This is a genomic window from Pseudomonas sp. ZY71 (genome assembly GCF_036542145.1).
In the GTDB taxonomy this organism is placed as follows: Bacteria; Pseudomonadota; Gammaproteobacteria; order Pseudomonadales; family Pseudomonadaceae; genus Aquipseudomonas; species Aquipseudomonas koreensis_A.
Genome location: NZ_CP144274.1, coordinates 3617372 through 3629991, shown reverse-complemented (window position 1 = coordinate 3629991; position 12620 = coordinate 3617372). Strand labels below are relative to the sequence as shown.

The 12620-nt window shown below is 56.9% G+C and carries 10 protein-coding genes; 3 read left to right on the top strand and 7 right to left on the bottom strand.

Translation table 11 applies throughout. The features are described from left to right. The first annotated feature begins 20 nt into the window (after positions 1 to 20). Entirely contained in the window at positions 21 to 866 is an 846-nt protein-coding gene (locus tag VY732_RS16020) for an amidohydrolase family protein (RefSeq protein WP_154905275.1), read from the top strand. Positions 867 to 937: 71 nt separating this feature from the next. Here the strand turns inward: VY732_RS16020 and VY732_RS16015 are convergent, their stop codons facing one another. The 7 genes from VY732_RS16015 to VY732_RS15985 all read right to left on the bottom strand — a co-directional run bounded on the left by VY732_RS16015 (position 938) and on the right by VY732_RS15985 (position 9471). Continuing rightward, the gene (locus tag VY732_RS16015) at positions 938 to 1336 is read right to left on the bottom strand and encodes a helicase (protein ID WP_154905274.1); all 399 of its coding nucleotides are present in this window, start codon (positions 1334 to 1336) and stop codon (positions 938 to 940) included. A gap of 22 nt (positions 1337 to 1358) precedes the next feature. Beyond that, a complete protein-coding gene (locus tag VY732_RS16010) occupies positions 1359 to 2204 on the bottom strand; it encodes an alpha/beta fold hydrolase (protein ID WP_154905273.1) in 846 nt (281 codons plus the stop codon). Between the two features lie 116 nt (positions 2205 to 2320). Further along, complete coding sequence (locus tag VY732_RS16005) at positions 2321 to 3586, bottom strand: NADH:flavin oxidoreductase/NADH oxidase family protein (RefSeq protein WP_154905272.1); 1266 nt, start codon at positions 3584 to 3586, stop codon at positions 2321 to 2323. 24 nt (positions 3587 to 3610) lie between these two features. Further along, a complete protein-coding gene (locus VY732_RS16000) occupies positions 3611 to 5263 on the bottom strand; it encodes a GMC family oxidoreductase (RefSeq protein ID WP_154905271.1) in 1653 nt (550 codons plus the stop codon). 325 nt (positions 5264 to 5588) lie between these two features. Then, positions 5589 to 6248: a winged helix-turn-helix transcriptional regulator gene (locus VY732_RS15995; RefSeq protein ID WP_204280802.1), complete on the bottom strand. Its 660-nt coding sequence runs from the start codon at positions 6246 to 6248 to the stop codon at positions 5589 to 5591. A gap of 472 nt (positions 6249 to 6720) precedes the next feature. Continuing rightward, positions 6721 to 7995, bottom strand: a complete 1275-nt coding sequence (locus tag VY732_RS15990) for an outer membrane protein transport protein (RefSeq protein ID WP_154905270.1) — start codon at positions 7993 to 7995, stop codon at positions 6721 to 6723. A 558-nt stretch (positions 7996 to 8553) separates the two neighbouring features. Next, a complete protein-coding gene (locus VY732_RS15985) occupies positions 8554 to 9471 on the bottom strand; it encodes a LysR family transcriptional regulator (RefSeq protein WP_154905355.1) in 918 nt (305 codons plus the stop codon). A gap of 81 nt (positions 9472 to 9552) precedes the next feature. On the opposite strand from VY732_RS15985, the gene VY732_RS15980 reads away from it, so the two are divergent. Then, positions 9553 to 10791 (top strand): 3-hydroxyacyl-CoA dehydrogenase, encoded by a 1239-nt coding sequence (locus VY732_RS15980; protein ID WP_154905269.1) that lies wholly within the window; start codon positions 9553 to 9555, stop codon positions 10789 to 10791. Then, on the top strand, positions 10788 to 12578 hold the full coding sequence (locus VY732_RS15975; protein WP_154905268.1) for an acyl-CoA dehydrogenase C-terminal domain-containing protein: 1791 nt from the start codon (positions 10788 to 10790) through the stop codon (positions 12576 to 12578). Before VY732_RS15980 ends, VY732_RS15975 begins: the two co-directional genes overlap by 4 nt. The last annotated feature ends 42 nt before the right edge of the window (positions 12579 to 12620 follow it).

The following is a 12620-nucleotide window of genomic DNA, read 5'->3' as shown; positions in this document are numbered from 1 at the left end:
ACTTTCGATAGATGAAATCCATGTCTGAAACCTGTTCTGCGCCGATTTCCGGCATCGATTCCCACGCTCATGTGTTCAGCCGCGCACTGAACCTGGCCTCTGTGCGGCGCTATACCCCTGCGTTTGACGCCACGCTTGGGGAGTATTTAAAGCACTTGCAAGCCCATGGCTTGAGTCATGGCGTGTTGGTGCAACCAAGCTTTCTCGGCACCGACAACGGTTATCTGCTGGCGGCGCTACAACAGGCGCCAGCGCAGTTGCGAGGAGTGGTGGTGCTGGAGCGAGAGGTCAGTCGAGACCTGTTGAACTACATGGCTCGAGTGGGTGTGGTTGGCGTTCGTTTGAACCTGATGGGTAAAGCGTTACCTGACTTTCACGACTCAGACTGGCGAGATTTATTTGGCCATCTCGCTGAACTGGGCTGGCATGTCGAGTTGCATCGTCATGTGGAGGATTTACCGCAGCTGATTCGTCAACTGATCCCGTTCGGCATCAAGCTCGTGATCGATCATTTCGGTCGTCCGGACGCTCGTTCCGGCATCGACCAGCCAGGATTTGACGAGCTGCTGGAGTTGGGGCAGAGCGGGCAGATCTGGATGAAGGTGTCCGGCATCTATCGTTTGGCCGGTACACCCCAACGGAATCTTGGATTCGCCAGGGCGGCATTACGGCTGCTGGAGCAGAGCTTCGGCCGACGCCGATTGGTGTGGGGCAGCGATTGGCCTCATACACAACATGAAGACAGCGTCGGTTTCGGTACGGTGATCGAACAACTGCAAGCACTGGAATGTTCAGCGCCGCTAATGCATTCGTTGTTAGTGGAAGCGCCTCAAGCGTTATTCGGGTTTGAAGAAGGAGAGGCCTGAAGCAACAACAAATCAAGGGCGCTGTCGGTTTGAGGCGCCCCAGATCAGACAGGGTCCACTGCATCAAAGTCTTAGCGCGTTGAAGGGTGAAGTTGTGATGTTTTTTTGATGGGCTGCAAGTAATCAGTAAATCCCTGGAACCACATCACCTCAGCAAAATCACCGCTGATAACCAAGTCCTCTTTATGCAACCCTGTCAGAAATGCATCTTTACTATCTTTAGCAGACAAAATAGCAAAACCCTTCCCTGCATCTCTAAACGACAGGGTGAATTTTGGCTTTTCAGTTAAGCCGGCAGAGGATTTTATCTTGCCGTTTTTAATGGTGTAGTAGCGACCCACTCCACCCTGCGTTCGGATTTGAAAGACCAACTCCTTATCTTTAACGAATTTTGCGCAGTCAGGACTTTTTCTGATCGCTCTCTGTAATAGCTTGGTTAAAGCCCATAACAAAAATTTAAACTTCAGCATGGTGAGCTTGCTCCGTAAGTTATTACTCGTTGAGGAACTGAATGGCGTGTTTCAGGAAACGCTCAGGGCATTGGAATTGAGCACCGTGGCCAGCATCTGGATACAGGAATAGCTGGGCGTTCGGGATGTTCTGAGCCATGTACCAGGAATTGACCGTTGGAATCATAACGTCATCCACGCCGTTCAGGATGAACGTCGGCTGTTTGATTTCGCGCAGATGATTGAAAGGAGCGTTCGGGTCCAGCTTTGGCAAATAGTGCATATGTGCTTCGATCTGGGCCTGTATCACTTCAGGAGAACTTGGTGGATCCTGGTCGACGCGCTGATGACGGCGCCCCCAGAAGTCGCTTCCGGCCTGTCGCGCCGCCTGGGATCGACCGAAGAACAGAAACAGAAAGTCTTCCAGGGTCGGAACGGGGCGCGGTGCAGTTTCGAGCACTCCAGGGTCTGAGTCCGGATTACCGCCACGAGGACCCGTGCCGAGCAGCATGAGCTTGCGGACGAGATTGGGATGGCGTCGCGTCAGGTCCTGAGCTACAAAACCACCGAGCGAGAAACCTAAAACATCGACCTTGGATAGACCCAGCGTTCGGATCACCGCAGCAGCGTCGTCGGCCATATGCTCGATCCGGGTACGCGGTTTGCCGGAAGAAGAGGCAATCCCGCGACCGTTGTAGAGGATGACCTCGCGCCCTGCAGCGAGGCCATCGGTCATGAGTGGGTCCCAATGATCCATACCGCCGCGGAAATGTTGAAGGAAGAACAGAGGGGGCAGGCCTGTCGTATTGTTGCCCCAGCGGCGATAGGCAAATTTATCCCCATCGACTTCCACGAAGCGGGTGGGGGCGGTGAAATGGGTGTCGGTCATGTTGAAGTCTTCCAGGTGGTTATTGTCATGTCTTGATATGCATCGCCATCAAAACCTTGGTCCAGATAGAGACGCAGTGGCGAACGATGCGATTGGATCTTTGGCGAGCTGCGGGCTCATACCCGCGTGCGCATGCGCCGTGTACGGAACGTGCCCCAGCCGCTTTTCATCACCGATTTTGAAAGCGCCCAAAGCCCGCTTTCATTAGGGCGTGGATCACCGCCATTGGCGATTCGTTTGAGTTGCAGCGTGTACCAGAAGATTTCCATGACCCCCATCTGATCAATTTGTTTGATACCTGTGGTGATCGGTTTTACACGCTGTTGACTGTCCTGGCCTTGCAGCAGGGCTGCCGGTGCTTCGGGATCAATGGCCAATAGCCGCGCGAGGCCAATGACATCGAGCGCTCCGGAACGCAGCGCAGTGTTCATGGCAGTGGCACTGCGAAAACCGCCAGTGACCATCAAAGGCACCTCGATCGAGGCGCGCACCTTTTCAGCAAACTCAAGAAAGTACGCCTCACGCGCTACGGTGGATGCTTTTTTAGTCTCTTGGAGGCCGCCGCTCATGGCTGGAGCCTCGTAGGTGCCCCCCGAAATCTCAATCAGGTCGATGCCTGCTTCGGCGAGTGCATGAATCGTCGCCATTGATTCTTCTTCGGTGAAGCCTCCGCGCTGGAAATCCGCTGAGTTGAGTTTTATACCAACGGGAAAATCGGCACCGACCTGGCGACGGATCTCGGTATAAACGGCCAGCACGAAACGCCGACGCTTTTCCGGGCTGCCACCCCATTCATCCGTACGCCGATTGTGGTGTGGCGACAGGAACTGGTTGATCAGATAACCGTGCGCGCCATGGATCTGCACGCCGCTGAAACCGGCCTTCTTGCAAATGGCCGCGCTGCGCCCAAAGCGCTGGATGATGTCTTCGATCTCGGCTGTAGTGGCTTCGCGCGGGGTCTCGAAGAGTGCGGCCATGTCCTCGCGGAACGGGACGGCTGATGGCGCGAGGTTGCTGTCATTCAAGCCTTTGGTCGACTGCTTGCCAGGGTGATTAAGCTGCACCCAGATCGCCGCGCCCTGCTCGGTTGCAGCACGGGCCCACTGGCGTAGCACAGGCAAGTCAGCTTCATCCTCGATCACCACGTTGCCTGGTTCACCGAGTGCACGCCGGTCGATCATCACATTTCCGGTTATGAGCAAACCAATGCCCGACGCGGACCAGCGCCGGTATAACTCGACCAGTTTTAATGTCGGGTGATTGTTGTAGGTGCCCAGCGTTTCGCTCATGGACGCCTTGCCAAGACGGTTGCGAAAAACACTGCCGTTCGGGAGTTGCAAGGGCTGGTTCAGCAGATTTTCTTCAGGCGCGGAGGAGGTCATGGTGAGTTCTCTATAAGGGCTATTTCAAGATTGAAGGGTGTGCAGCGGGATGGGGGCCGACACCCGCTGGGTTTGCGTGTTTTTCACTGGGATGTACGACATGGCGTGCTCGGTCAGCGCGGTGATCGTCAGGCTTGGATTAACCCCGAGATTGGCGCTGAGCATCGAACCGTCGCAGACCAGCAAGTTCTGATAGCCGAAGACACGGTTCTGTACGTCCATCACGCCGCGCTCCGGTGAGTCCGCCATCGCACAGCCCCCCATGCAGTGCGCCGTGGTGGGGATGTTGAATAAAATCTCGGACAGAAAGGTCGTCGGTATGCCGCCAAGCGCTTTTGCGCCTTTTTCGGCAAAGGCATTCGCCTCTGGAATGAAGGTGGGGATGGGGCCGCCCTCGCTGTCGAGCTGTTTTGCGAATGGCCAGAACCAGCGGCGCTTGAGCCGCATGTCGAGCGACGCGTCCACTGTCTGCATCACCAGCAATAACATGGTCTGACGCGCAAAACCGATGGGGTTATGCACGTGCATTGCTTGCAGTGGGTGGGTGAGCAGCGTCCATAGCCAGGTAAAAATCCGTGTCCACCCGGCACGTCCGCCGCACAGCAAGGTCATCATCAAACCCACCGCATCTGAGCCTTCCGGGTAACGCACGACGCCAATGTGGGTGCGCTCATCGAGATAGATGCCACCCCCCCCCGCCAGTCCTGGCGACATGCTTTTGTCCGCGGCAGGAAAACGCACGCCGATTAGGGACTCGGCATTGGTGCGCACACGCTTTCCGAGGTCGTCGCTGATGCGTGGCAATGACCCGCTTTGCTTGAGCCGGAACAACAACTCCATCGTGCCCAACGACGATGCGGCGAAGACCACACCGCGGCAACGGAAGCTGCGACGCTGCTTGTTGAACCAGGCGGTCGAGCATTCTGTGAAGACTTCATAGCCGTCACTGCCGTCTTCTTTGCCATTGAGGGGCCGGACGTCCACCACCTTAGTCTCGGCAAAAACCTGGGCGCCACGCTTTTGCGCCAGATAGAGGTAGTTCTTATCGAGGGTGTTCTTGGCGTTGTGCTTGCAACCCATCATGCAGCCACCGCAACCGGTGCAGGTCCCGCGCTCCGGGCCCTCGCCATTGAAGTAAGGATCCGGGTAGGTCTTGCCGCCTGCTTCACCGTCGGGAGCAAAGAAGGTTCCTACGTGGGGGGCGTGATACGTGTGTCCGATACCTTGCAAATCCGCCATTTTCTTGAGGCGCAGATCGGCCTCACCCATGATCTTGCTCTCTGTTACGCCCAGCATCTTCTCCGCCGTGGCGTAGTACGGCGGCATGATCCGTTTCCAGTCCGCCAAGCCAGCCCAAGAACCCTCACTCCATACGCTATCGCGCGGTGTCAGCAAGACATTGGCGTAGGTGATGGATCCTCCACCGAATGCGTTGCCGCTCACGATCATCACGTGGCGGAACAGACGCATGTTGTAGAAGCCGAACATTTTCAGCCCGGGTCGCCACATCCAGCGACGCGTGTCCCAGTTAGATTTGGGAAAATCCTCAGCCGTCCAGCGTCGGCCCATCTCCATTACGGCGACGGAATAGCCTTTTTCGGTTAACCGGAAGGTGGACACGCTGCCACCAAATCCAGAACCGATAACGATGTAGTCGAAATCGAAGGATGGATTCATTGCGTGCGGCTCAGGCAAGCGCTACGTACATACGTGAAAAAACTAGTCATGTTGCGTCTCCTTATTTTTGTAATGGCGCTTCGGACACTAGTCACAGGACAGGCATTGCTGAATGGGATGTTTGTTGTATGAGCGCGCGACGGGCGCAGGTTCACCTCCGGGCAACATCGGATTCAGGTAGGTAAAGGCAAAATAGGGACGGCTGACGGATCAGCAAATGTTTGACAGCTGGTAGGGTGAAAGGCGAGGCGAGTGGGAGGCTGGCGTCGAGCCAAGGCCCCCCGATTCTCATGAAGCGAGGGGAAGTGGTAGAGGGCCTGCGGTCTTAGGGCTTGTACTCGAGTACTTTGAACACACGTGTAAACGCTGGCCGATCCCCTTGCAGCAGCTTTGCGTGCCCTTCGCGAAGCGCACGCGTTGGAGTGATCTGGCGCAGGACTAGCGCGATGAAGGTTTCCATGTCGCACTGTATCTTGACGTCGGTGGGCTCTGTGCTTGGCCCAGACCGTGCCAACAGGGTCCCGTCGTTTACTTGAACATGGAAGACCTCCGCCCCCACCTGAAACTCGTACAGCTCCTGCAAACCGGCGCTCGTCGCCGAATCGTTCGCGCTTGTCAGGCAAAGGGCTATGAGCTCCGCACGAGCACTGGCCGGATCGATGCGCTCGTCGATCGGCAGACCCAGTCCCCAGAATCCCAACGCGAGCACTGGTTTGCGTAATTGCTCGCCCAAAGCCGTCAGCTCGTAAGCTGGCGTAGTAGGAGGCGTGCGTAGCGTGACTTGTTGAATGACGCCGTTCTGGACCAGCATGGCCAGGCGTTCGGACAGCCGGTTTGTACCCATTGCAGGCAGAATCGCGAGCATGTCCTTGAATCGCTTCGGACCTAACAGGAGTTCGCGAATCAAGAGCAGCGTCCAGCGATCTCCAAGTACGTCGAGCGATCGGGCTATTGGGCAGATTTGACCGTAGGTTTTGTTTGTCATGTCTCATTGTACATATTCCGCTCAGCCGATACGCAGCGGAATGCGGTAGCCGATAGTCAGGCTGGAAGTTCTCCAGCAGTTCAAGGCTAGAAATTTTTCCCTCCGGCAGCGCCGCTAACCGCGCCCCCCCCCAATGGAAAGAGGGCAGCGTTTCCGTGCCTATTGCCGCTGATCTCACAGCCGTTTTCATGTGTTGCTCACTGCCTGAATTTGTTGGGTAAGTCCAATTATTTAACTATACGTATTATATAGTTTAAGCGCTATACGAAAAATATAGTTTGACGATTGCTGGGGGCATTGTTCCGAAAGGCATCTTCACTTATTGCTCATAGGGCGGCTTTCACCTGCCGAACAAGCCTTCAGCGATGACGGGCATCTGTGCCCTTTGATGGGAAGTGTTTTTGCATGCTAACGCTGACATGGGTTTGCTTATCAGGAGCAAACCCATGCCAGATAGAGCGTTGCGTTGGACTCAAAAACGATACGTCAGTTGCGCCACCAAGCCGTTGGCGCTGTTCTCGTACTTGGCGCTATAGGCTGGTTGGAGTCCGGAGGTATTGGCTTGACTAACCGAGCTGCGGTTTTCCCACAGGTAGGCGTAGGCAAGGTCGACGGTGAGGTCTGCGTTGGGTGAGTAGCCAGCACCCAAGGTCAGGGCGCGGCGGTTGCCCACAGGAATACGCACTTCCCGGTCGGAATTGGTGGTCGGTGAAGGATCATAGGCGAAGCCCGCACGCAGCACCCACTGCTTATCAAGCTGATAGGAGGCACCCACTGCCACCGACAAGGTGTCGTGCCAATTCAGCTCTTCGCCAATGGTGTTGAAGCCGAGTTGCTGCCCGAGCGGTGGGACACCTTTATTCTTTGCCTCGAGCTTCGATAGGCGGCTCCAGCGCGTCCAGGTGGAACCCAGGTAACCGGTCCAACGCTCGTTGAAACGATGAGTTAAAGAGGTATTCACCGACTCCGGGAGGGTCGCATCCAGCGAGGCTTTGTACTTGCCGTTCAGGCCGAAAATGCTTGGAGAATCGCTCACTTCAGTGTGGCCTGTGAGGTGATAGTCGACCTTGGAGTGGTAAGTAATGCCCCAAGTGGTAGCGTCACTCAGATCGACCATCAGGCCAAGGTTGTAGCCGAGCGCGGTATCGTCGCCCTTGATCTTGATCTGGGTGTCCCTGCCGGCATTCAGTGCGCCGGTGGCCAGATCGTTCTGCAGATTGCCTTCTATGTGGTTAATGGTTGGGCCGCCGCCGATGGTGACGCGATCGTTGATGCGATAAGCGAGAGTTGGCTGCAAGGTGATCACTTGTACCTTGCTATAGCTGCCGTGATAGCGTCCCTGGAAGTTGCGTTCATAATCGTTGACCAGGCCGTTGGGGACATAAACGCCCATGCCGAAGGTGAAGTCCTGATTGATCGGTGTAGAAAAGTAGCCGAAAGGCACCGCAGTCAGTGGTACCGAATCACCTTTGTTGCTGCCCGAGGCACTGCTCTGGGCGTCACTGATATCGACTTTGGCGCTGATTAACGCAAAGCCACCACTGACCTCGGTGCGCTTGAGCTTGCTCAGACCGGCGGGGTTACCATAGACAGTGCTGGCATCCAGCGCCGTAGAGGCGCGGCCGGCATAGGCAATGCCGGCACCGCTCGCGCTTTGCTCGTTGACGGCCAGGCCATTGGCAACAGCGGTGGCGCAAAACGCGCAGGCGGTCAGTGCGAAAGTGCTTTGGAGAATAATCTTGTTCACTGTTTTACTCCGAACAGGGTGACAGCGTGGTTCATCACCACTTTGAAGCGATCACGTTTTTCGCCATGCACTAGGTGCAAAGAAGCGGATCTGGTGTAACCGTAATAATTGCTCATCTTCATGCAGCCCAAGGCTTACAAGGGATTCTAGATCAGCGATGGCCGCAATGGCGCTCTTGGTAGACTTCGGACAACGGTTCCACCAAAAGGACTTTGCTTGTCACGCTCTGGGGTGCGCGTGGATGAACTGGCGCGTCGGCCTTGCTCGGCGAAGCCAGTGCCCACTAAGGATGAACAAATAGGCTGCGTGATGAGACGTCGATAGGACGGGGAGGGAGGGATAGCGACGAGCGTTGATGCATACATAAGCGATCTCCGGTAGCGCCTGGATTATTGTTATGGCAATGGCGCTTACGGAGTTGATGGTAGGGTGCGTTATTGGGAGGAAACGTCTTCCAGATGACATTGTGTAAGCTATTTTTCATTCGGTCATATATCACCGGCAGTGATCGCCGTGGCTGAGATCAGGATTAGGCACGGTTCGTAAATGACACCTCGCCTATGCTGGGCGAATAGCAAGGATCTGGTCGATCAGCCAGGCCAGGGCTGGATCATGTTGGCGTTGCGCCAGATAGACCAGTTCGAGGTGGAACTCCCCAAGGGCGAAGGGCAGATCGAACAGTTGTAGTGGCAGCAGTGTTGCGAACTGACGCGCCAGTTGACAGGGCAAGACAACACACAGATCCGAGCAGGCGACTAGGTGCGCGGCTTGCAGGTAATTGGGTGTGGTGTAGACAATTTGCCGCACTAGACCGTGTTCGGCCAGCCACTGGTCGACCATGCCACGTGTCTGGCCACCATGTACCCAGAGATGGCGCAACTGCAGGAAGGTGTCCAGCACAAGCGAGTTGCTCACCTGCGGGTGGTCTTTACGCACTGCTACCAAGAGGGTTTCGCTGTGCCAGTGCTGGCGGGTAAAGCGCGCCGGCATCTCGTCGAAGCGACCGAGCACAAGATCCAGTTCACCCTTGTCCAGTGCTTCGGCAGGCAGGCTTGAGGCAAGGTGCATGATGTCGATGCGCAGGTTCGGCGCCAGTTCTTGAAGGCGCGTCAGCAGTGGCGGCATGCATAATTGTTCGACAAAGTCAGTCAGGGCGATGCGAATCTGTTGATGGCTCAGGCGCGGGTTGAAGGTCTCTCCGGCATTGAGGGTCTGCTCAATCTGTTGCAGTGCCGAGCGAATCGGACCCTCCAAGGCCAGTGCTCGGGGTGTCGGCTGCATGTGGCGGCCGACGCGTACCAGCAGTGGGTCCCCGAACAGCAAGCGTAAACGTGAAAGCGAGTTGCTCACAGCTGGTTGGCTCAGTGCCAATCGCTCCGCTGCCCGTGAGACATTTTGTTCACGCAACAACATGTCGAGCACGCGCAGCAGATTGAGGTCGAAGCTCGCTAAATTCATACAGTAAATACCTGGCATATGAAAATGAAATTTCAAAAATAGTAGGCGCCTGCTTAGGGTGGCGGCAATCCTTTCTCATCCAAAGCAGGAGCGCCAAGCGTGAGCACCCCGTTCAACGTGCAGCAGGCCGCCGTCATTGGCGCCGGGACCATGGGTCGCGGAATAGTTATCAGCCTCGCCAGTGCAGGTATTCCTGTCTTGTGGCTGGACAGCAATCCTCAGATGGTTGAAGTCGGTCTGAAAACGGCCGAAGAGACGTGGGCATACCAGGTCACCAAGGACCGAATCAGTAGCGCAGAGGCCAGTCAGAATCTGGCACGGATTCGCAGCGTGGATAGCTACGCTGCACTCGCGGATGCTGACCTTGTGATTGAGGCGGTGTATGAGAACCTCGAACTCAAGCAGGCGATCTTCAAAGCCGTGGACAAGACGCTCAAGCCGGGAGCAATCCTGGCCAGTAACACTTCTGCCTTGGATATCGACGCCATTGCTGCCGTCACAAGTCGCCCTGAGCAGGTGCTGGGCCTCCACTTCTTCAGCCCTGCTCACGTTATGAAGTTGCTTGAGATCGTGCGCGGCGAAAAAACGGCTGCGCCGGTGTTGGAGGCTGCGCTGGCGTTTGGGCGGAGCATCGGTAAGGTGGCGGTAGTGTCCGGCAACTGCCGCGGCTTCATCGGCAATCGTATGCTCGCCAACTATGTGGCCGAGGCGCGCAAAATGCTCCTTGAAGGAGCGATACCCAAGCAGGTGGACGATGCACTGCAGAAATTCGGCTTTGCTATGGGGCCATTTCGCATGTACGACGTGGTCGGTCTTGACCTGGAGTGGCGTGCTCGCGAGTTGGCTGGGCGGGGCATGAATGACCCGCTGGTGCAGATCGACAATGAACTGTGCGAGCTCGGTCGTTTCGGCCAGAAATCGCGTATGGGCTATTACCGTTATGCAGAAGGCAGCCGGCAGGCTGAGCATGATCCCGAGGTAGACGCGCTGGTGCTTAATGTGTCTCGGGGCCTGGGTTTCTATCGCCGCGAGATCAGTGATGAAGAGATCGTCGAGCGTTGCCTATTGGCGCTGGTCAATGAAGGGGCAAAGATTCTTGAGGAAAACATTGCCGGCAGTAGCCATGACATTGATCGCGTGTACCTCAACGGATACGGTTTTCCTGAAGTGACGGGCGGGCCGATGCGTTGGGCCGATAAACAGGGCGTGCGGCAAATGCGTATACGCCTGGAGCGTCTGCAAGGGATATTCGGTGACCACTGGCGTCCGGCCAGTCTGATCCAGCGCCTGGTCAACGCCGACAAGCGCTTCGCCGACGTGAAGGAGGGCCGCGTATGACCTATCAGGCCCCCTTGCGCGACATGCGCTTCGTACTGCACGAAATGTTCGATGTTTCAGGCCACTGCAAGCGCTTGGGCAACGGCCTGGATCACGAAACCATCGACGGCATACTGGAAGAGGCTGCCCGCTTTGCTGGCGAGGTGGTTGCGCCGCTGAACCGCAACAGCGACGAGCAGGGCTGCCAGTTCAACCAGGGGCAAGTGACCACTCCGGACGGTTTCCGCGAGGCGTATCGGCAGTACGTCGACAATGGCTGGGCGAGTATGACTGGGCCGTCGGAGTACGACGGACAGGGTATTCCGCAGCTAATTTCGGCCAGCTTCCACGAGATGCTGATGGGCGCCTCATTGTCCTTTCGCATCTATTCCGGCCTGACTGAAGGCGCGGTGCTGGCCTTGCATCGGCACGGCAGTGAAGAGCTCAAGCAGGCCTATTTGGCCAAAATGGTCAGTGGTGAATGGACGGGCACAATGTGCCTTACCGAGCCCCAGGCTGGCACCGACATGACACTACTGCGTACTCGAGCGGAGCCTCAGGCCGACGGTAGCTATCGGATCAGTGGCAACAAAATTTTCATCAGTGGTGGCGAGCAGGATCTGAGCGAAAACATCGTTCACTTGGTGCTGGCCCGGTTACCCGACGCACCGCACGGAGTGAAGGGCATTAGCCTGTTTCTCGTGCCCAAGTTCATCGCCACAGTCGACGGCACTCTGCAAGCACGCAACGAGCTGAGCTGCGGTGCGCTGGAACACAAGATGGGTATTAAGGGCACCTCCACCTGCGTGATGAATTTCGACGAGGCCAGTGGCTGGCTGGTCGGAGAGGCCAATCAGGGATTGGCATGCATGTTTACCATGATGAACGACGCGCGGTTCCAGGTCGGCTTACAGGGGCTGGGAATCGCTGAGGCGGCATTCCAGGGCGGTCTTGCTTATGCCCGTGAGCGTCTGCAGTCACGGGCCCTAACCGGCCCGGCGGTGCCGGACAAGAGTGCCGACCCGATCATTGTGCATCCGGATGTACGGCGCATGCTGCTGACGCAGAAGACCCTGAGTGAAGGTTGTCGTATGCTCGCGGCTTATACAGCGCTTCAACTCGACCTTGAACACGGCGATCCGGATGTTCTGGCACGCAAGGCTGCGGGCCGTCGGGCTGCGCTGCTGATCCCGATCGTCAAGGCATTCCTTACCGATGTCGGCCAGGAAGTCGCCAGTCTTGGCGTGCAGCTGTATGGCGGCCACGGCTACATCCGCGAGTGGGGGATGGAGCAGTTGATGCGCGATAGTCGCATCACGCAGCTCTACGAGGGCACCAACGGTATCCAGGCACTCGACCTGATCCGGCGCAAAGTTCTCGGTGACGGCGCGACGGAACTGGGAGCGTTGATCGATGAGCTTACGGTGCAGGTCGAAGCGGCGGGTACTCAGGCATCGCTGCGGGAAATGACCGAAGCGGTAGGGCTGCGTCTCGCCGAGTGGCGTGCACTTGGCACCTTGGTCGTCGATGCTTGTCGGCGCGATCCTCAGGAGATCGGTGCCGTGTCCGTCGATTTCCTTGCCTACTCCGCTTATGTGTTGCTGGCCGGCCTGTGGTTGCAGGTCGCGGTGCGTGCCAGTGCTACGTTGGCGGCAGGTAGTGATGAATCCACCTTCTACCGAGCCAAGCTACAAGCCGCCGATTTTTATTGGCGCCGGGTGCTTCCACGTGCCAGTGGTCACCGCGAAGCCTTGCTGGGTGGCGCGGATTGTTTGATGTCGATGGCCGAGGACGATTTCGCGTTCTGATGGCAGTAACCCGCATCAACCGATGCGGGCATTTCGAATAAC

What these genes read in the sequence shown, in the direction of transcription:
- VY732_RS16020 (WP_154905275.1), top strand. Translation starts at nt 21, where the DNA reads ATGTCTGAAACCTGTTCTGCGCCGATTTCCGGCATCGATTCCCACGCT.
- VY732_RS16015 (WP_154905274.1), bottom strand. Translation starts at nt 1,336, where the DNA reads ATGCTGAAGTTTAAATTTTTGTTATGGGCTTTAACCAAGCTATTACAG.
- VY732_RS16010 (WP_154905273.1), bottom strand. Translation starts at nt 2,204, where the DNA reads ATGACCGACACCCATTTCACCGCCCCCACCCGCTTCGTGGAAGTCGAT.
- VY732_RS16005 (WP_154905272.1), bottom strand. Translation starts at nt 3,586, where the DNA reads ATGACCTCCTCCGCGCCTGAAGAAAATCTGCTGAACCAGCCCTTGCAA.
- VY732_RS16000 (WP_154905271.1), bottom strand. Translation starts at nt 5,263, where the DNA reads ATGAATCCATCCTTCGATTTCGACTACATCGTTATCGGTTCTGGATTT.
- VY732_RS15995 (WP_204280802.1), bottom strand. Translation starts at nt 6,248, where the DNA reads ATGACAAACAAAACCTACGGTCAAATCTGCCCAATAGCCCGATCGCTC.
- VY732_RS15985 (WP_154905355.1), bottom strand. Translation starts at nt 9,471, where the DNA reads ATGCCAGGTATTTACTGTATGAATTTAGCGAGCTTCGACCTCAATCTG.
- VY732_RS15975 (WP_154905268.1), top strand. Translation starts at nt 10,788, where the DNA reads ATGACCTATCAGGCCCCCTTGCGCGACATGCGCTTCGTACTGCACGAA.